The organism is Blastococcus sp. PRF04-17, from assembly GCF_023016265.1.
GTDB lineage: Bacteria > Actinomycetota > Actinomycetes > Mycobacteriales > Geodermatophilaceae > Blastococcus_B.
Map to the genome: position 1 here is coordinate 3,138,274 of NZ_CP095412.1, position 18,084 is coordinate 3,156,357.

Annotated in this window: 16 protein-coding genes; 7 read left to right on the top strand and 9 right to left on the bottom strand. The window is 74.2% G+C overall.

The window, feature by feature from the left end; translation table 11 throughout:
- Positions 1-155 precede the first annotated feature (155 nt).
- Positions 156-491 (top strand): ATP-binding protein, encoded by a 336-nt coding sequence (locus MVA48_RS15880; RefSeq protein ID WP_246981661.1) that lies wholly within the window; start codon positions 156-158, stop codon positions 489-491.
- Between the two features lie 8 nt (positions 492-499).
- Here the strand turns inward: MVA48_RS15880 and MVA48_RS15885 are convergent, their stop codons facing one another.
- From MVA48_RS15885 to MVA48_RS15895, 3 genes are all read right to left on the bottom strand, one after another.
- Positions 500-2,866 carry a SpoIIE family protein phosphatase gene (locus tag MVA48_RS15885; protein ID WP_246981662.1) on the bottom strand — a complete coding sequence of 789 codons (2,367 nt, stop codon included), beginning with the start codon at positions 2,864-2,866 and terminating at the stop codon, positions 500-502.
- Positions 2,857-3,081 carry a hypothetical protein gene (locus MVA48_RS15890; RefSeq protein WP_246981663.1) on the bottom strand — a complete coding sequence of 75 codons (225 nt, stop codon included), beginning with the start codon at positions 3,079-3,081 and terminating at the stop codon, positions 2,857-2,859. The genes MVA48_RS15885 and MVA48_RS15890 overlap by 10 nt, the downstream gene beginning before the upstream one ends.
- Before the next feature lie 120 nt (positions 3,082-3,201).
- A complete protein-coding gene (locus MVA48_RS15895; protein WP_246981664.1) occupies positions 3,202-4,980 on the bottom strand; it encodes a gamma-glutamyltransferase family protein in 1,779 nt (592 codons plus the stop codon).
- A gap of 945 nt (positions 4,981-5,925) precedes the next feature.
- On the opposite strand from MVA48_RS15895, the gene MVA48_RS15900 reads away from it, so the two are divergent.
- On the top strand, positions 5,926-6,876 hold the full coding sequence (locus MVA48_RS15900) for a nucleoside hydrolase (protein ID WP_246981665.1): 951 nt from the start codon (positions 5,926-5,928) through the stop codon (positions 6,874-6,876).
- Here the strand turns inward: MVA48_RS15900 and MVA48_RS15905 are convergent.
- The gene (locus tag MVA48_RS15905; RefSeq protein ID WP_246981666.1) at positions 6,873-7,562 is read right to left on the bottom strand and encodes a GAF and ANTAR domain-containing protein; all 690 of its coding nucleotides are present in this window, start codon (positions 7,560-7,562) and stop codon (positions 6,873-6,875) included. The two genes, MVA48_RS15900 and MVA48_RS15905, sit on opposite strands and share 4 nt — an antisense overlap.
- Before the next feature lie 125 nt (positions 7,563-7,687).
- Between MVA48_RS15905 and MVA48_RS15910 the strand changes: the two genes are divergently transcribed.
- A complete protein-coding gene (locus tag MVA48_RS15910; protein WP_246981667.1) occupies positions 7,688-8,227 on the top strand; it encodes an ATP-binding protein in 540 nt (179 codons plus the stop codon).
- A gap of 2 nt (positions 8,228-8,229) precedes the next feature.
- Here MVA48_RS15910 and MVA48_RS15915 read toward each other — a convergent pair whose 3' ends face one another.
- Genes MVA48_RS15915 through MVA48_RS15930 form a run of 4 tightly spaced genes read right to left on the bottom strand, consistent with a single transcriptional unit; the run spans position 8,230 to position 12,231 of the window.
- Positions 8,230-9,282 carry a hypothetical protein gene (locus tag MVA48_RS15915; protein ID WP_246981668.1) on the bottom strand — a complete coding sequence of 351 codons (1,053 nt, stop codon included), beginning with the start codon at positions 9,280-9,282 and terminating at the stop codon, positions 8,230-8,232.
- Entirely contained in the window at positions 9,219-9,824 is a 606-nt protein-coding gene (locus tag MVA48_RS15920; protein WP_246981669.1) for a GTPase, read from the bottom strand. Before MVA48_RS15920 ends, MVA48_RS15915 begins: the two co-directional genes overlap by 64 nt.
- On the bottom strand, positions 9,821-11,527 hold the full coding sequence (locus MVA48_RS15925; protein ID WP_246981670.1) for an ABC transporter: 1,707 nt from the start codon (positions 11,525-11,527) through the stop codon (positions 9,821-9,823). Before MVA48_RS15925 ends, MVA48_RS15920 begins: the two co-directional genes overlap by 4 nt.
- A gap of 41 nt (positions 11,528-11,568) precedes the next feature.
- The gene (locus MVA48_RS15930) at positions 11,569-12,231 is read right to left on the bottom strand and encodes a PilZ domain-containing protein (protein WP_246981671.1); all 663 of its coding nucleotides are present in this window, start codon (positions 12,229-12,231) and stop codon (positions 11,569-11,571) included.
- A 318-nt stretch (positions 12,232-12,549) separates the two neighbouring features.
- On the opposite strand from MVA48_RS15930, the gene MVA48_RS15935 reads away from it, so the two are divergent.
- The 4 genes from MVA48_RS15935 to MVA48_RS15950 all read left to right on the top strand — a co-directional run bounded on the left by MVA48_RS15935 (position 12,550) and on the right by MVA48_RS15950 (position 17,727).
- Complete coding sequence (locus MVA48_RS15935; RefSeq protein WP_246981672.1) at positions 12,550-13,365, top strand: alpha/beta hydrolase; 816 nt, start codon at positions 12,550-12,552, stop codon at positions 13,363-13,365.
- Positions 13,366-13,452: 87 nt separating this feature from the next.
- Entirely contained in the window at positions 13,453-16,185 is a 2,733-nt protein-coding gene (locus MVA48_RS15940) for a sensor domain-containing protein (RefSeq protein ID WP_246981673.1), read from the top strand.
- A gap of 49 nt (positions 16,186-16,234) precedes the next feature.
- The gene (locus tag MVA48_RS15945) at positions 16,235-16,870 is read left to right on the top strand and encodes a pyridoxamine 5'-phosphate oxidase family protein (RefSeq protein WP_246981674.1); all 636 of its coding nucleotides are present in this window, start codon (positions 16,235-16,237) and stop codon (positions 16,868-16,870) included.
- Between the two features lie 11 nt (positions 16,871-16,881).
- Positions 16,882-17,727 carry a formate/nitrite transporter family protein gene (locus MVA48_RS15950; RefSeq protein WP_246981675.1) on the top strand — a complete coding sequence of 282 codons (846 nt, stop codon included), beginning with the start codon at positions 16,882-16,884 and terminating at the stop codon, positions 17,725-17,727.
- Between the two features lie 107 nt (positions 17,728-17,834).
- On the opposite strand, the gene MVA48_RS15955 is transcribed toward MVA48_RS15950, so the two are convergent.
- A complete protein-coding gene (locus MVA48_RS15955) occupies positions 17,835-18,071 on the bottom strand; it encodes a hypothetical protein (RefSeq protein WP_246981676.1) in 237 nt (78 codons plus the stop codon).
- Positions 18,072-18,084: the final 13 nt, after the last annotated feature.

The window sequence follows — 18,084 nt, forward strand, 5'->3', positions numbered from 1 at the left end:
CAGTTGTTCGGCCTGCACGCAGGACGGCCGCAGACGGTGCAAGGGGACCAGGACGTGACAGGGCAGGCGGCTGGGTCGGCGTGGCCGACGTCAGCGCCGCCGGCCGCGACCCCGGTCCTCAGCTGGCAGCTGGAGAGCATCACCGAGCTCCCCGTGTGCGCGCCGAGGTCCGGCAGCACCCGGCGGTCGGCGCCGACCGGTCGGCCGACGCCGACGCGCGCGACCAGGTGATCCTCGCCCTGGACGAGATGGCGTCCAACGCGCTGCGGCACGGTGGTGGACGGGTGCGGGCGACGGTCCGCCAGACCCCCGACGCCTTCCTGATCGAGGTGTCCGACGCAGCCGCGTCGGCACCCCCGACGCCCGCGGTCGGGCGCGACCCCAGCGAAGGCGGGCTCGGGCTCTACCTCATCGCCGAGATGTCCACCCAGCACGGCTGGTACGTGCAGGACGGCGCCAAGCACGTGTGGGCGCTGCTGCCCCGCCGGTAGAGGCGCGGTCAGTGCCCCGGCGCGGCGGGGTCGACGAGGTCGGGCACCTGCTGCGGTCCCGCCTCCGCCGGGCGGGGGCGGTCCTCCCGGTGCAGGCGGATCGCCACCAGGGCGATGTCGTCCTGGAGTCCCGCAGGACGCAACCGCTCGATCACCTCGTCGCAGAGCACCGACAGCGGTTCGCCCGCGAGCTCGGCGAGCGCCGACCGCAGGCGCGCGATGCCCTCGTCGAGCGGGAGGTCCCGACCTTCGACCAGACCGTCGGTGTACAGCAGCAGGGTCGCCCCCCGCTCCACCGTGACGACGGAGTCCGTACGGTGCGCCGTCGGATCGACGCCGAGCATCAGCTCGGCCCGCGACGCCGCCAGCGGCTCGATCCGCCCGTCGCGGTGCATCAGCAGCGGTGGCGGGTGACCGGCGTTGGACCACCGCAGCCGGGTCAGCCCGGCCGCGCGCTCCTCCGGCGTCTGCTCGACCCGGGCGATGGCCGCGGTGGCCATGGTGCCCATGCCCAGTCCCTGGATCGCCGCGTCCAGCTCGGTGAGGACGGCGGCCGGCCCCGGTCCCTCCCGGTAGGCGATCCCGCGCAGCATGCCACGCAGCTGTCCCATGGCGGCGGCCGCCGCGGTGTCGTGCCCGACGACGTCACCGATCACGACCATGGTGGCGCCGGACGGCTGGAGGAAGGCGTCGTACCAGTCGCCGCCCACCTCGGCCGCACGCATGGCCGGCCGATACCGGACGACGATCTCTGCGTGGTCGGGCTCGGGTGGCGCGGTGAGCAGGCTGCGCTGCAGATCCTCGGCGAGCCGTCGCTGCTGGTCGTAGAGCCGGGAGTTGTCCAGGGCCAGTGCGACGCGGTCGGCGACCTCGCGGGCCGTGGCGATGTCGTCGGCGTCGGCGATCGGACGGTCCGCCCCGCGGTAGATGCTGAGCGCGCCCACCGTGCGCCCGCGCGCCTGCAGTGACAGCGCGACGGCGGTGCGGGGCGCCAGCTGCCGGAACGCGTCGCTGACCTCTCCGGGTGGCAGCGAGTTGCCGACCGCCGCGGGGACGTCGGCGACGACCATGGCCTGCCCCGAGCGCAGCGCCTCGACGATGGGCGCCGTCGACTGCAGCGCAGCCAGCCGCAGCCGCGCGTAGCGCGCCGCGGCCTCCCGCAGCTCCGGATCGCGGTGCCAGCTGGCGACGTCGTGGAGCTGCCCGTCCTCACCGACCAGGCTGGCGATCACCCAGTCGCCGAGCACCGGGACGACGGCCCTGGTGAGCCGCTGCACCGCCTCCTGCTCGCCGCGGGTCTCCCCCAGGGCGTCGGACACCGCGGAGGCGACGTCGGCGATGACCGCGAGCCGCTCCGCCCCCCGGCGCGCCCGCTCGTCGGCGGCCCGGCGCTCGGTGATGTCGAGGAAGTAGACCGACAGTCCGTCGGGGCTCGGCGAGGCCCGGATCTCGTACCAGGCGTTCAGCGGCGCGGGGTAGTACGCCTCGAACACCCGCTCCTCGCCGCTCTCGACGGCACCCCGGTACTGCACCTCGAAGTCGCTGCCGACGGCCGCGGGGAACAGCTCCCAGATCGAGCTCCCGAGCAGGTCCTCGCGGCGGAGCTGCAGGAGCTGCACCGCCTCCCGGTTGACGTAGGAGAACCGCCACTCCCGGTCGAGGGAGAAGAAGGCGGCGCTCATGGCCTCGAGGACGCGGGAGACCCGTGCGTCGGCCTGCCGACGGCTCGTCGTGTCGAACCCCGCGCCGACCAGCCGGACCGCGGCCCCGTCGTCGCCGGCCAGCGCCCGGCCCCGGCCGGCGATCCAGCGGGTCTCGCCCGTGGGCAGCACGATGCGGAACTCGGCCTCGTACTCGCCGCACGTGTCGACGGCCGTCTGCAGCGCCCTCATCGTGCGGTCGGCGTCCGACGGGTGGATGCGGGCCCGGAACGCCTCGATGGTCTCGTCGAACGTGGTCCGGTCGTAGCCGAACAGCGAGACGAGCCGGTCGTCCCAGACCAGCCGACCGGTGCCGAGGTCCCAGTCGAAGCTGCCGATCTGCGCGGCGTCGATGGCCAGCTCGAAGCGGAGCCGGTGCGCCTCGAACTCCTTGGCCAGCGCGGCCAGCTCCAGCTCCGTGGCCACCGCGTCCCCGAGCTGCCGCAGCAGGGCCACGTCGTTGTCGCTCCAGGGCCGGGCGGCCCGGCTGGAGGCGAAGAGCACGCCCACGGGGGACCCGTCGAAGACCACCAGCGGAACGCCGAGGTAGGCCGCGATGACGCCCTCGCGGACGTGGGAGAAGCCGGCGAACCGCGGGTCCCGGGCAGCGTCGGGTACGACGAGCGGGTCCGGCGCCTCGAACGCGGTGGCGCTGAACGAGTCGGTCAGCGGCACCTGCCGCCCAGGGTGCCCGCGGGCATGCCGGTGGCGGCGGCCACGGTCGTGACGTCACCGACGAGGCACACCACCGTGGCGTCGGCCCGCAGCAGCCGCATCGCGATCCCGGTGAGCCGCTGGAGGCTCTCCGACCCCAGGGCGGTGGACTGCAGCCGCCGCACCGCGGCCATCCGCCCGTCGGGCACCGTGGCGGGTGACGGGGCGGCGCTCACGGGACCTTCCTTCCACACGGACATGCTCGGCACACGCCTCGACCGGCCCCCTTTGTCTCACATGGCAGATGGCCCGCCCGCACCGGAGGGTCCACGGGGAGTGACGGAGCGGTCCGCCACTCAGCGCCCGGCCGCGTACCCCGACATGCCGCGGGCGTTGGCCGCCGCTCGCAGGATCCCGGTCCCGGGGTCGCGGCTGACCGCCGAGAGCCGACCGAGGGTCCACGGGCCGGACACCGTCACGTCGTGCCCGCGGGCCCGCAGCGCGGCGACGACGTCCTCCCCGACGCGCGACTCGACCACGACCTCGCCGGGGCTCATGTCCCGGGGGTGGAAGGACGACGGGAAGCTGGTCGTGTGCCAGGCCGGCGCGTCGATCGCGGCCTGCAGGTCCAGGCCGTCGTCGGCGTGGGCGAGCCAGAAGCACAACTGCCACTGCTCCTGCTGGTCACCGCCGGGCGTGCCGAAGGCCAGGACGGCCTCCCCGCCGCGCAGGGCGAGAGACGGCGTGAGCGTGGTGCGCGGGCGCTTGCCGGGGGCGAGGGAGTTCGGCAGGCCGCGCTCGAGCCAGAACATCTGGGCGCGGGTGCCGAGGGGGAAGCCGAGCTCGGGGATGACCGGCGAGCTCTGCAGCCAGCCACCGGACGGCGTGGCCGAGACGAGGTTGCCCCAGCGGTCGCCCACGTCGACGTGGCAGGTGTCGCCGCGGGTCGTGCCGGTGCGGCTGACGGTCGGCTCCCCGGTGCCGGGGGCGGCGGGGGCCCTGCGGGTGTCCGCGCTGGCGGCCAGGGCGGGAAGCCGGGGCGGGCGCCCATCCGGGGAACCCGGCCGCAGGGCTTTGCTGGCCGTGTCCCCGATGAGCGCCCGCCTCTGGGCGGCGTACGGAGCGCTGAGCAGTTCGTGCAGCGGGACGTCGTCGACGTCCCCGTACCAGGCCTCGCGGTCGGCCATGGCCAGCTTGACCGCCTCGACGCTCGCATGGACCCGGTCAGCTCCCGCCGGTGGGACGTCGTCCAGCATCGCCAGCGCCTGGAGCAGCGCCGGACCCTGGGACCACGGCCCGGCCTTCGCGAGCGTCCACCCCTTCCGGTCCAGCGTGACCGGCGGCTCGTACGTCGGCGTCCAGCCGGCCAGGTCCTGCCCGGTCAGAAATCCGGAGTGCGGACGACCGGAGTCGTCCAGGACCGGATACCGGGTGAACCTGTCGATCGCCTCGGCGACGAATCCTTGCGACCAGGCGGACAGTGCCGCGTCGATCTGCGCCTCCCGGGAGGGTCCGCGCGCTGCGTCGAGCAGTCGGCGGTAGGTCGAGGCGAGAACCGAGTTGCGGAACAGTTCGCCGGTGCGGGGAAGAGCACCGTCGGAGGTGAGCCAGGTGGCGGCCGATGTGGGCCAGGAGGTGCGGAAGTGCTCGGAGACCGAGGCGACGGTCGCGGCCACCCGGGGAAGGAGAGGGTGACCGGTCTCGGCGTACTCGATGGCGTAGCGGAGGACGGCGTCCAACGGCTGGGTGCCGTGGTCGCGCAGCAGCGTCAGCCAGGCGCAGACGGCGCCCGGGACGGTGGCGGCGAGGAGGCCGGTGCCAGGTACGAGTTCGAGGCCCAGGTGCTCGAAGGCCTCGATCGTCGCCCCGGCGGGGGCGATCCCCTGACCGGACAGGAGAACGGGCCCGCCCGTGCCTCCACCGCTCCGGTCTCCGGCCGCGAAGAGGATCGGGACCTCGCCGCCGGGGCCGTTGAGGTGGGGCTCGACGACCTGGAGGGCGAAACCGGTGGCGACGGCGGCGTCGAACGCGTTCCCACCGCACTCGAGGACGGCCATGCCCGCTGCTGTGGCCAGCCAGTGGGTCGAGGCGACCATCCCGAACGTTCCCGCGAGCTCGGGCCGGGTGGTGAACACTCGGCCACCGTAGGTGCGGGTGGGACGACCTGCCGGGCGACGGGGGCCGGCCGGATGCGGCGGGGCGGCGCGGCCGTCGGGGACGTCGCGGCCGCCCTCGCCGGGCGGATCGTCGGGGTGCTGGGCATCTCCCGCAGCAGCACCGGGCCGTCGACCGTCCGGGCGGCGGCGCCGACCGTGGCCCGCCCCAGGCGAGGTACTCGCCGTGCGGGCCGGCACCCCAGAGCGCCACCCGGCGGACGAACCCCCGCAGCACCGACCCCGGCCGGTGCCTCGGGCTGGTGGAGCGCCAGGCGAGGTACTCGCCCTCGCGGCCGGCGCCCCAGAGGGCGGCCCGCCGGACGAGGACCTGGACGCGGCCGGGGGTGAGGGCGATGCGGACGACCGGGGCCGCCGTCGCCGACGGTGCCAGGGACGCCGGGGCCCGGCGTGCCATGGGTGCCGGCTGCACGGAACGGAGCGGGACCGTCCGGACCGCGCCGTTGCGCGCGCCCGGCCGGGCAGCGGCCGCACGCCGCGGCCGGGACATCGCGGGGGCCTCGTCCGCCCGGTCGAGGACGTCGATCAGGCCGGCCAGGGTCAACCCGCCGTCGCGGCGGGACAGGTCGGCGGACGCGCGCGCCGCGGCGGTCGGGAGGACCGTGTCGCTGCTCATCTCGCCTCCTGTGATGTCTGGTCCGCAGCCGGGGAAGGTGCTGCGGACAAGGAGAAAGGTAGGGACCGCGACGCCGTCCGACGCGCTTCTCCGACATTCGGCGGAAGGCGCGTGACCCAACCGTTGTGAAGCATTTCCGAGGCGCTCGGTGACCCTTTCTCCGCAGCGGCCACTTGTCGACAAGAAGTGCATTCCGAGCGTGGAAATGGTCGCCGTGGGCTCCGGTCACCCCGAGGCTGCGCCGACGCGGGCGGCGTGTCGGACGGAGGACCCCGTGCTGGGATGGGCGCGTGCCCCGCCCCCTCGTGATCGACACCGACCCCGGCATCGACGACGCCCTGGCGATCCTGCTCGCGCTGGCCAGCCCCGAGGTCGACCTGCGCCTGGTCACCACCGTCCACGGCAACGTCGAGCTCGCCCGGACCACCGAGAACGCGCTGCGCGTCCTGCACCTGGCCGGCCGCTCCGACGTCCCGGTGGCCGCGGGTGCGCGCGAGTCGCTGGTGCACCCGCAGCCCGAGCGTGCCGGGCACGTGCACGGAGCAGCGGGCCTCGGCGGTGTGGACCTGCCGCGCTCCCCCGCGCCGCCCGACGCCCGGCCGGCCGTCGTGGCTCTCGCCGAGCTGCTCCTGGCCTCACCCGAGCCGGTCACCGTCGCCGCGGTGGGGCCGCTGACCAACGTGGCCCTGCTGCTGCGGACGTTCCCCGACGCCGCGGCGCGGATCGGCCGGCTCGTCGTCATGGGCGGTTCGGCCTGGCGCGGCGGCAACGTCACCGCCGCGGCGGAGTTCAACGTCTGGGCCGATGCCGAGGCCGCGCAGGCGGTGTTCTCCTCGACGCTGCCGACGGTGATGGTCGGCCTCGACGTCACCCTGCCCACCGTGCTCGACGAGGGAGGCATCGCGCGCTTCGCCGCGGCCGGGCCGATCGGGGCACAGGCCGCCGCGATCCTGGGGCAGTACCTGGACCACGCGCGCACGAGCTACGGAACGGCGGGTGTGGTGGTGCACGACGCCCTCGCCGTCACCGAGGCGATCCTCCCCGGGGTGCTGGGGACCGTCCGGCGGGACGTGGTCGTGGACACCGGGCTGGGCCCGGGGCGCGGCCAGACGCTGGTCGACCGTCGTGCCGTGTCGGCCGCGCCCACCGCCGTCGACGTCGCGGAGACGGTGGACAGCGCCGCGGCGGTGGAGTTCCTGGTGACGCGGCTGGCCTCCCTGGACCGTCCGGTCCCGGGCTAACGGTTCTGGGTCGACTCCACGATGCCGAGCGCGATGTCGCGGAGCTTCCGGTTGTAGCGCTGGGAGGCCTCGCGGAGGATCTCGAAGGCCTGCTCGGCGTCGACGTGGCGCTGCGCCATGAGCACGCCCTTCGCCTGCTCGATCACCGCGCGGGAGTCCATGGCCAGCCGCATGTTGCGGGCCTGCTCGCCCAGCTTCCAGTGCGCGTCGGCATTCGCCACCGCCACCGCGATCACCTCGGCTGCCTCGAGCCCGGCGCCGAGCGACTCCGCCGAGGCGAACGCCGCCGGCTGCGTGGAGTAGACGTTCAGGGCTCCGATGGTGGCGCCCTGGTAGGGCAACGGCACCGAGAGGGAGCTGCGGACAGGCGTCTCCGCGCGCACGTGCGCGACGTAGTCGGGCCACCGCTCCTCGGTGTGCATGTCGTCGATCCGCAGGACCACACCGCCGCGGCCGGCGTCCATGCAGGGACCGTAGCCCTGTTCGTACTGCAACTCGTCCGCGGCCAGCGCCATCTCCCCGGAGTAGGCCGCGGTGAACGCCTTGTCGGCGCGCAGGAGCGTGATGGACACGGCCTCGGCACCGGGGATCCCACGCTCGGCGATCGTGGTGATCTCCCCGAGGACGTCCTCGAGCGTGCGTTCGACGAGGACCACCCGGCTCAGCTCCCTCAGCAGCTCGTGCACCCGCACAGTCTGCACTGTGACCCGCCGTGTCCTGCCCGCCTCTGCGCCGCGTGATCTGATCGGTCAGGATGGACCCGGCCGGGACAGGGTGCCGCGGGACCTGCGGAGCACGCGAGGGGGAGGCGATGGGCCGGGAGACGGGCGCCGACCGTGCCGACGACCGGCCCCCCGACCACGGCTGGCCGTGCGCCCCCGTCCCCTCCGTCCCGGGTGACGTCTGGCACTGGCAGCTGGAGGCGATGCACGTGGTCTCGCGCGTCCGCAGCGACCTGCGGGCCCGCATCGCCCACCCCTCGGTCTCCGCGGGCTCCACGGAGGACGCCCGCGACGGCCTGCTGCTGGTCTTCGAGGAGCTGGCGTCGAACGCCCTCCGGCACGGCGGCGGGGACGTGCGCGCGCTGGTGGTCGCCGGCCCGAGCGGCTGGCTGCTAGACCTCAGCGACGAGGCCCCCGAGCGCCCGCCCGTCCCGGCCGTCGACCGCGATCCGGCACTGGGCGGCATGGGGTTGCACCTGGTCGCCCAGCTGTCCACCAGCTACGGCTACGAGAGACGGCCCGGGCGCAAGCACGTGTGGGCGCGGCTGCCGTCCGGCCGCGGGGAGCCGACCGAGGAACGGCGCAGCCGGCTGCCCGAGCCCCGGTCCCCGGAGATCCACCGGGACTGAGCTCACCGCCGCGCCCGCTGCACCGCCGTCCGGAAGCGGGCGGCGTCGGCACGCACCGCGGCCATGGGTGCGAGGACCTCCTCCTCGGCCACCGCCTCCACCGCCGAGCGCAGCCGCCGGTCGACCACCCGGCCGCGCCGGCGGGCGCGCAACCCGACCAGCGGCCGGGACACCAGCGCGAGCAGCACGCCGGCCAGGAGCCCGCCGACGACGAGCAACGTGGGCAGGGGCACACCCTCGACCCGGGGCAGCGGGACCACGTCGTCGAGCTGGAAGAGCCCGAGGACGACGAGCGCGAGCAACCACAGGGCGCCGACGAGGGCGGTCAGCGCGAGCAGCCACTGGAGGCCGCCCACGCCCCGCTGCCAGAGGGGGACCCGCGCCGGGCCCAGGTCCGTGCCGGCCACCGCGCGGTCCAGCCGGTCGGCCAGCCGGGTCTCCGACACCTCGACGGTGCGCCGCAGGTCGTCGCGCCAGGACTGCGGCAGCCCCTCGGCCATCGTGTCGCGGGCCCGCCGGACGGCGGTGCTCACGCCGGCCAGCTCGACCGCGCCGGCCGGCGGCAGCGAGGTGCGGGACCGCTCGTCGCCCAGGTGCAGCCGCGCCAGCGGATCGGCCCGGAGCTTGCGCGTCCACCGGATCAGCGGCCAGCCGGTGCGGGCCACGCCGTCCCGCAGGGTCGACCGCTCGACAGCGGCGACGACCGCGGGCACGCCGGCCGCCGCCGCGAAGGCATCACCGAGGTCGCCGAGCAGGTCCCCGCGGTCCCGCCGGCCCAGTGCGGCGGGGCCGTCCTCGGGGCAGTGGGCGGCCAGCTCCGCGGCCACCGCGCGGACGTCGGCGGTGAGCCGGTCGGTAGCCGCCCGTCGAGCGGCGACCCGGCGGGCGAGCTCGCCCCGCAGCTCGGCGACGCCGACACCGGTGCGGGCGGAGAGCCCCAGCACCGGGACGGCGCCCAGGCCCTCGCGCTCGAGCAGCGCCCGCAGATCGGTCAGGCACTCCTTCGCGGCGCGCGGGTCGAGGCGGTCGATCTGGTTGAGGACGACGAGCAGCACGCCGGAGTGGCCGCCAGCGGCGCCAGGTAGCGGTCGTGGACGGCGGCGTCGGCGTACTTCTCCGGGTCGAGGACCCACACCAGCACGTCGACCAGACCGACCAGGCGGTCGACCTCGAGGCGGTGCTCGAGCCGGACGCTGTCGTGGTCGGGCAGGTCGAGCAGCACCAGGCCGTCCAGGGCCGGCTCGGGGGCGTGCCGGTGCCGGCGGGGCACCTCCAACCAGTCCAGCAGCCGGTCCGCTTCCTCGGCGCGGTCGTCGGACCCCCAGGTCGTGGCGTGCGCGACGCCGGTGGTCGGCCGGCGGACGCCCGGCGTGCTGACCTCGCTCCCCGACAGCGCGTTGAACAGCGTGGACTTCCCGCTCCCGGTGGCCCCGGCGAGCGCCACGACCGTCGCGTCGCCCAGCGCTGCCCGTGCACCCGCCTTGGCCAGGAGGGCCCGCGCCCGGCCGACCTCGGGCACCTCGAGGCGGCCCTCGGTCACCTCCACGGCCTCGCGGAGTGCCGCGAGCCGGTCGGCGAGCGACTGCTCCCGCCTCACGCGGGAGCCCGCCGGGCGGCGGCGAGGTCGCGCAGTGCGGCGCGCAGGTCATCGGCGTGCGCCCGGGACGGCGCCGCCTGGGCGACGAGGACGTCGAAGCGCTCCTGCTCGAAGCGCAACAGCTGGTCGGCGCGCGACTCCAGGTCCTCCCGCGCCCGGGCGGCCAGGGAGCGGACGGCCGCGTCGCCGAAGACCGCCTCGAGCACCCGCTGGCCGACGGCGGTCGTACCGCCGGCGACGGCGACCTCGCCGCCGGTCAGTCCGCCGGTGGAGGCGAAGACCGCGACCATGACCACCGCGCCGGCGCCGTTGACGCCCCAGGAGAGCAGCCGGGCCTGCGTGCGCTTGTCGGCGCCCTGATCGCGGACGAGGTCGAGGACCGCGCCCTGCCAGTCGCGCACCTGCGCCCCCGCGGCCTCGGCGAAGTCCGGCGACGCCTGTTCCAGTTCGCGCTCGCCGCCGGCGACCAGGTCGGCCCCGCCGGGCAGCCCTCGCCAGGCGGTGACCGTCCGCTCGGCGGCGCGGTCGGCCTCCGCGCGCAGCAGCTGCTCGACGCTGCTCTCGAGGGCGTCCTGCAGGCCCTCGACGGGCGTCGGTCGCCCGGTCACCGCGCTCACCAGGCGGTCCCGCAGGCGGCTCACCTGGTTCTGCAGCGCCCGCATCCACTCACCGGTACCGACGAACTCCTGCCAGCGGGCCAGCACCTCGCCGCGCAGGAGGGTGCCGCTGCGCACCCCCGCGTCGATCCCCTCGCGGGCGCCGTCGTACGCCGCGGTGGCGGCCGAGCGCAGCGCATCGGCGGCGGCGGCCTGGGCATCGACGGCGACGGCCACGCCGGTCACCCGCTGCTCCAGGCTGTCCAGCGCCCCGGTGAGGGTCTGCCGGACGACGGCGGCTCGGGCCTCCTGGTCGGCGGCCAGCCCGTGCAGCCAGCTGCGCAGCGGCGCCACCTGGTCCTCGGGCAGCCGCCCCTCGGCGAGTGGCCGCTCCTCGATGACGAACAGCCGGGCGGTCGCCAGACCCGCGCGCTGCAGCATGCCGTGCAGGTCGGCGGCCACCTCGGCGGCGGCCTCGGGAGGAACGCGGTCGAGCACGACGGCGAGGGCGGTGCCGCGTTCCTGCGCCGTCCGCAGCAGGTCCCAGGGGACGGCGTCGGCGTAGCGGGCAGCCGTCGTGACGAAAACCCAGAGGTCCGCGGCGGCCAGCAGTTGGCCGGCCAGCTCGCGGTTGGACTCGACGACCGAGTCGACGTCGGGGGCGTCCAACAGGGCCAGTCCGGCGGGGACGTCGTCCCTCGCCACGAGCTGGACCGTGCCCGGACCGCCGCCCCCGCCGGTGACCCGCGCGAGGCCCGGGAGGACGCGGTCGCCGGAGAAGGACCCGACGTCGGCGCGGGCGCAGACCAGCACGGGGGCGCGCGTGGTCGGCCGGAGCACGCCGGCCGTGGTGACGGGCGCGCCGACGAGGCTGTTGACCAGCGTGGACTTGCCAGCTCCCGTCGAGCCCCCGACGACGGTCAGCAGGGGCGCGTCGAGGTCCCGCAGGCGCGGCAGCAAGTAGTCGTCGATCTGGTCGGCGACGGCGCGGGCCGAGCGACGCGCGGCGTCCCGGTCGGGAGTGGCCAGTCCCAGGGGGACGGCGGTCAGGTGGTTCCGCAGCGCCGCGAGGGCATCGGGCAGCCGGAGCGGCGGGGCGGAGGTCACACCGGCTCTCCTATCCCACCCGCGCCCTGGCTACCCGCCGATCAGCCGCGCAGGTCCGGCGGCGAGTCGTCGGCCTTCCTGGCCCGCTCCTCCCGGAGCGCCTGGAAGACGCGGCGCCGGACGCGGTCCTGGTCGCGCTCCTGGATGTTGACGAAGCGGATCGACATCACCCAGCGAGCGCCGCGGGCGTTGGTGCGGACCACCTCGGCCGTGGTCTTGAAGGCGCCGTCCTCGAGCTGGAGCAGCAGGACGAGCTTCGCGCCGGCCTCCGGCGGGACACCGAGGCCCTCGAACTCGGCCCGCAGGCCCGCCTCGCTGATGTCGATGGTCTCGCCCTTGAGGTCGATGGACCCGTACTCGGCGGTGACCGGGACCGAGACTCGTCCACGGACGGCCTTGCGGCGCTGGCTGACCTCCGCCGGCCCGGTCGCCCGCATGCGCCAGCGGACGACGGCCCCGCTCTCGACGTCGGTGACCTCGGCGGGCAGCGCGCGCTGGGAGTCCTCGGTCTTCCAGAACAGCTCGACGACGTCGCCCACCTTGACGACGACCTGGTCGACGAAGTCCCCCACCGAGGGGCGCACCGAGATGTACTCGTTCTGGACGACCTCGACGCGCGAGCTCACCGAGATGCCGCGACCGGTGAGCGTGACCTCGGCTTCGGTCTGCTCCTCCGGGTGGTCGACCCCGGGAACGCTCGTCATTGGTCCTCTCCGATCTGTACCGCGGGGCGCGCCGGCGCCGAGCTCGGACGAGCAGTCGGGCCGCAGGTCCCCGCGGTGGGGAACGGTAGCCGCCGGGCCTGGGCCCTACCACGCCCCCCGGTCGCGACGCGCCGCAGGACGCAACCATCTGCGCCCCGCCTAGGTCATCGACCAATCACTCACCGTCAGGAAGCGCTCGCCGACCGGGCCCCACTCCGAAGGGTCAGGTGGTCCGCGTCACCCTCCTCGCACGTCCGGCGACACAGTGCCCCCTATCGCAGTGTCCTCGTTGCTCTGATGGCCCGCGGAGGAGTTCCGATGCCTGGTTCCGGTGTGCCCGTCGTCTTCGTCCACGGACTCTGGCTCCACTCGACGAGCTGGCAGCCCTGGGCGGAGTGCTTCCGCGACGCCGGCTTCGACCCGGTCCTGCCCGAGTGGCCCGGCGTCCCCGAGACCGTGGCCGAAGCCCGGGCGCACCCGGAGAGCCAGGCCGGCGTCGGCATCGACGAGGTGATCGACCACCACGCCCGCATCGTCGAGGACCTGCCGGAGCCGCCCGTGCTGATCGGCCACTCCTTCGGTGGCCTCGTGGTGCTCGCGCTGGTGGACCGGGGCCTCGGTCGCGCCGGGGTGGCGATCGACCCGGCTCAGGTGCGCGGCGTCGTCCGCGTCCCACCGGCTCAGGTGCGCACCGTCTTCCCGGTGCTGAGGAACCCGGCGAACCGCAAGCGGTCGGTGAGCCTCACGCCGCAGCAGTTCCGGCAGGCATTCGGCAACGCACTGCCGGAGGACGAGTCGGCGCGACTGCACGAGCTGTACACCATCCCGGGGCCGGGCCGGCCGCTGTTCCAGGCGGCGCTGGCGAACATGACCCCGCGCACCCGGGCGGCCACCGCGGTGGACACCCGCAGGTCCGACCGGGCGCCGCTGCTGATCGTCTCCGGCGGGCTCGACCGGACCATTCCCGACAGCCTGACCCGGGCCGCCTACCGGAAGTACCAGAAGTCGTCGGCGGTGACCGAGTTCCGCCGGTTCCCCGACCGAGGGCATTCGCTCACGGTCGACTCGGGCTGGAGAGAAGTCGCGAACGCGACGCTGGAATGGCTGGGCACCCAGGGCATCCACGGCTCCTGAAAGGGAACCCGGTCGCGATATCTCGTTGGGGTGACGGATTTCGCGGAACCGTTCAAGGACCATTCCACCGGAGCCGATCACGGTGGCATGAAGCTGCTGTCCCGCAACCGGCGCGCCACCGCCGCGGCCGCCGGCCTCGAGGCTCCCACCCTCGCCGACCGGCTCCTGGCGATCACCGACCAGGGCGTCTACGCCGTCGACATGGACGGGCGCTGCATCATGGCCAACGAGGCCGCGGCCCGCCTGCTGGGGACGGTCCGCACCCTGCTGCTCGGCACCGTCGTCCACGACGAGCACCACGGCCGGCCCGCCGACGAGCCGGCGGACGCCTGCCCGCTGTGCGCGCCGATCCACGCCGGTCGCCCCGCGCGTGGCTCGACCAACCTGGTCCAGATCGACGGCACGTCGCTGGCGGTGGACTTCGTGAGCTCGCTGGTGTCGCACGACGGGCAGCCGATCGCCATCTTCTGGTTCCAGGACGTCGCCGGCCGGGCGCAGACCGAGGCGGCCATGCGTCAGCTCGAGATGAAGTACCGGGCGGTGACCGAGTCCGCGAGCGACGCGATCGTCTCGGCCGACGCCCGCGGGCTCATCGTGAGCTGGAACCGCGGCGGCGAGGCGATGTTCGGCTACACCGAGGCGGATGTGATCGGCAAGCCGCTCACCGTGCTGATGCCTGAGCGGTACCGGGACGCCCACGAGCGCGGCATGGGCCGCTTCCTGCTCACCGGCGAGCCGCGCGTCATCGGATCGGGTGCCGTGGAGGTCCACGCGCTGCGCAAGGACGGCACGGAGTTCCCCGTCGAGCTGTCCCTGTCCCACTGGTCGGAGGGCGACGGCCGCTTCTTCACCGGCATCCTCCGCGACATCACCGAGCGCAAGCGCGCCGAGGACGCTCTCGCCCGGGAGGCCGGCTTCGTCAAGCTGCTCCAGCGGGTCAGCGTGGCCTCGAACGAGAGCTCCAGCGGCCGGGAGGCGCTCGAGGCGGGCATGCGACTGATCGCCGAGCACACCGGCTGGAAGGTCGCCCACATCTACGAGATCGACGAGGAGAGCCGGGACCAGCTGCTGCCGTCGAACATCTGGACCCACCCGGACGACGACCGCCTGCAGCCGTTCCTGGCGGCGACCCGCGCCACCCCGTTCGCCCCCGGGACCGGCCTGCCGGGACGCGCGCTGGCCGCCAAGCAGGCGTGCTGGATCTCCGACGTCACCATCGACGACAACTTCCCGCGGCGCGACGCCGCGCGCGAGAGCGGCCTGGCGGCCGCCTTCGCCTTCCCCGTCATGGTGGACACCGAGGTCGTCGCGGTCCTGGAGTTCTTCACCTCCGAGCGGCTGGAGCCCGACGAGGACCTGTGCAAGGTCATGGAGCAGATCGGCAGCCAGCTGGGGCGCGTGATCGAACGCGAGCTCGCCCGCGAGCAGCTGACCCACCACGCGCTGCACGACCCGCTGACCGGGCTGCCCAACCGCACGCTGCTGCTCGACCGGCTGGAGGTCGCCCTGGCGCAGCGCAACCGGGGCAGTGCCGCGGTCGTCTTCGTGGACCTCGACCACTTCAAGCTGATCAACGACAGCCTCGGGCACGCCGCCGGTGACAAGCTGCTGTGCGGCATCGCCGTGCGGCTGCGGGCGATCCTCCGCCCCGGCGACACGGTGGCCCGCTTCGGCGGTGACGAGTTCATCATCCTGGCCGAGTCCGTCGCCGACGAGCGCGACGCCGAGGGCCTGGCCGAGCGCATCACCAGCGCGCTCGCCGCGCCCTTCGATCTCGCGGGCGAAGAGGTCTTCGTGACGGCCAGCATCGGCATCGCCGTCTCCGGCGGGCCCGACTGCACGGCCAACAACCTGCTCCGCGACGCCGACGCCGCCATGTACCGGGCCAAGGAGGACGGTCGTGCCCGGCACGAGGTGTTCGACGCCGGCATGCGCGCCGGCGCGGTGCGCCGGCTGGAGATCGTGAACGACCTCCACCGGGCACTGGAGCGGGACCAGTTCATCCTGCACTTCCAGCCGCAGATCGACCTGCAGACCAACACGCTCGTGGGCGTGGAGGCCCTCCTCCGCTGGGTCCACCCGGATCGCGGCCTCGTCCCGCCGATGGAGTTCATCCCCATCGCCGAGGAGACCGGTCTGATCAACGACCTGGGGCGCTGGGTGCTGCGTGCGGCCTGTGCGCAGGGCCGGGAGTGGATGAACACCTTCCCGGACAACCCGCCGCTGACCATCAGCGTCAACCTCTCGGGTCGTCAGCTCCAGCAGTCGCGGCTGGCCGACGAGGTGGCCGCGGCGCTCCGGGACTTCGACTTCCCGCCGGAGCTCCTGGTCCTCGAGATCACCGAGACCGTCCTGATGAACGACACCTCGGCGACCATCGCGACGCTGAACGCCCTCAAGGAGCTCGGTGTCCGGCTGGCCATCGACGACTTCGGCACCGGCTACTCGTCGCTCACCTACCTCCAGCGCTTCCCCATCGACATCCTCAAGATCGACAAGTCCTTCGTGGACGGGCTCGGCGGTCAGAACGTCGAGGAGTCGGCCGTCGCCCGGACCATCGTCGCGCTGGCCAAGACCCTGCGCCTCGAGACCGTCGCCGAAGGTGTCGAGCGCAGCGAGCACGTCCGCGAGCTGCAGACGCTCAACTGCGACATCGCGCAGGGCTACTTCTTCGCCCGGCCGCTGGACGCCCGCTCGCTGGAGGTCCTGCTGCTGTCACCGCACACGCCGATGACGGGCGCCGACGTGGCCGCCCAGCGCGTTCCTTCGCCGCGGCCCGCCGCCCCGGACGACAGCGCCGGCCTCGTCACCTCCCACTGACCCGCTCCTCCTCCTCCGACGAACGAGGGAATCCGACATGCCTGGCTCCATGGGTGAACACCTGCTGCAGGAGCGGTACAACACCGCCGCTCGCGCCCGCGGGTTCTACAACCACCAGATGCTCGACCACCTGAACGACCACATGCAGGAGTTCGTGGCCCGCATGGAGATGATGTTCGTCGCCACGGCCGACGGTGCGGGCGAGGCCGACTGCTCCTTCCGGGCAGGGCCCCCCGGCTTCGTCAGCGTGCTCGACGAGCGCACCGTGGTCTACCCCGAGTACCGGGGCAACGGCGTGATGGGAAGCCTCGGCAACATCGTGGAGAACGGTCACATCGGACTGCTCTTCATCGACTTCTGCGGCGACGCCATCGGCCTGCACATCAACGGCCGCGCCGCCATCCTCGAGAACGAGGACCTCCTGGCCCGCGACCCCCTCCCGGCCGGCGTCCTCGAGGGGCTGCTGGAGGAGGGTGGCCGCAAGCCCGAGCGCTGGGTGAGCGTCGAGGTCGTGGAGGCCTACATCCACTGCTCGAAGCACATCCCTCAGATGATCAAGCGCTCGGACGTCCCCCAGGCGTGGGGCACCGACGACGTCGTCCGCAAGGGCGGCGACTACTTCAAGGCCAAGCACTCGTCGCGCCCGTGGGTCGACGACGAGGCGCCGGTCGGACCGGCCCGCTGATGCCCCTGTCCGTGCCCGAGACGGTGGAGGCAACCGCGGCCTCGGCGGCGGCGAAGGCCGCCGCCGTGCGGCGACCTCCGAGCTACCTGGTCAGCGCGGTGCTGGCCGGCTGTTACGTCGGCATGGCGGTCGTGCTGCTCGTCAGCGTCTCCGCTCCCCTCGCCGCCGCCGGCTCCCCGGTGACGAAGCTCGTGCAGGGCGCCGTCTTCGGTCTGGCGCTCACCCTGGTGGTCTTCGCGGGCGCCGAGCTGTTCACCGGCAACGTCATGGTGATGACCCATGGCCTGCGGCGGCGAACGGTCGGGTACGGCGCCGCGGCCACGGTCAACGTCGTCTCCCTGATCGGGAACGCGATCGGCTCCCTCGCGCTGGCCCTCGCCGTGACCTTCAGCGGGGTGCTCCGATCCGGCGCGACGGCCGACGCCGGCTCGCCGGCGCACGCCCTGCTCTCGACCATCGTGGCCGCCAAGAACCAGGCCACCGGGCCCGAGCTGTTCTGGCGCGCCGTGCTCTGCAACGCCCTGGTCTGCCTGGCGCTGTGGATGGCCGCGCGCGCCACCAGCGACGGCGCCAAGCTGATGGTGCTGTGGTGGGGTCTGCTGGCGTTCATCGGTTCCGGCTTCGAGCACTCGGTCGCCAACATGACGACGTTCTCCCTCGCCATCTTCGACGGCCTGGCCGCCTGGTCCGACCTCGGGCACAACCTCGCCTGGACGATCCCTGGCAACGTGGTCGGGGGCCTGCTCGTGGCCTTCGGCTACGCCTGGACCGTCCAGCGGCGTCCCACGGTGCCGGAGCAGTCGATCGACCTGCCCGTCGCAGCGCTACCCGAGCAGCGCGTCGGCGCCCGCGCGTAGCCCGCGTCCGCACCCACCGCCCCGTCCGCCGGTCGCACTGCCGACCCGGCGGACGGGGCGGTCCGCGTGTCCGGCGTGGGCCGCGAGCGCACCACTGCCCGGCTGGTTCAGGCGCGGTCGCTGACCGCTGCGCCGTCGTGGACGTGCCGGGCGCAGTGGGCGCAGCAGTAGAAGTGCCCCTCCACGACCACGCCGTGCCCGATGACCCGGCAGCCGCAGTGTTCGCACACCGGCGCCATCCGGTGGATCGCGCACTCGAAGCTGTCGAAGGTGTGTCTCGCCCCCTGGGCGATGACCTCGAAGCTCATGTCGTAGTCGTTCCCGCAGACCTCGCAGACCGCCATCGTCGCTCCTCGC

What these genes read in the sequence shown, in the direction of transcription:
- MVA48_RS15910 (WP_246981667.1), top strand. Translation starts at nt 7,688, where the DNA reads ATGGGCCGGGAGACGGGCGCCGACCGTGCCGACGACCGGCCCCCCGAC.
- MVA48_RS15930 (WP_246981671.1), bottom strand. Translation starts at nt 12,231, where the DNA reads ATGACGAGCGTTCCCGGGGTCGACCACCCGGAGGAGCAGACCGAAGCC.
- MVA48_RS15935 (WP_246981672.1), top strand. Translation starts at nt 12,550, where the DNA reads ATGCCTGGTTCCGGTGTGCCCGTCGTCTTCGTCCACGGACTCTGGCTC.
- MVA48_RS15940 (WP_246981673.1), top strand. Translation starts at nt 13,453, where the DNA reads ATGAAGCTGCTGTCCCGCAACCGGCGCGCCACCGCCGCGGCCGCCGGC.
- MVA48_RS15945 (WP_246981674.1), top strand. Translation starts at nt 16,235, where the DNA reads ATGGGTGAACACCTGCTGCAGGAGCGGTACAACACCGCCGCTCGCGCC.
- MVA48_RS15955 (WP_246981676.1), bottom strand. Translation starts at nt 18,071, where the DNA reads ATGGCGGTCTGCGAGGTCTGCGGGAACGACTACGACATGAGCTTCGAG.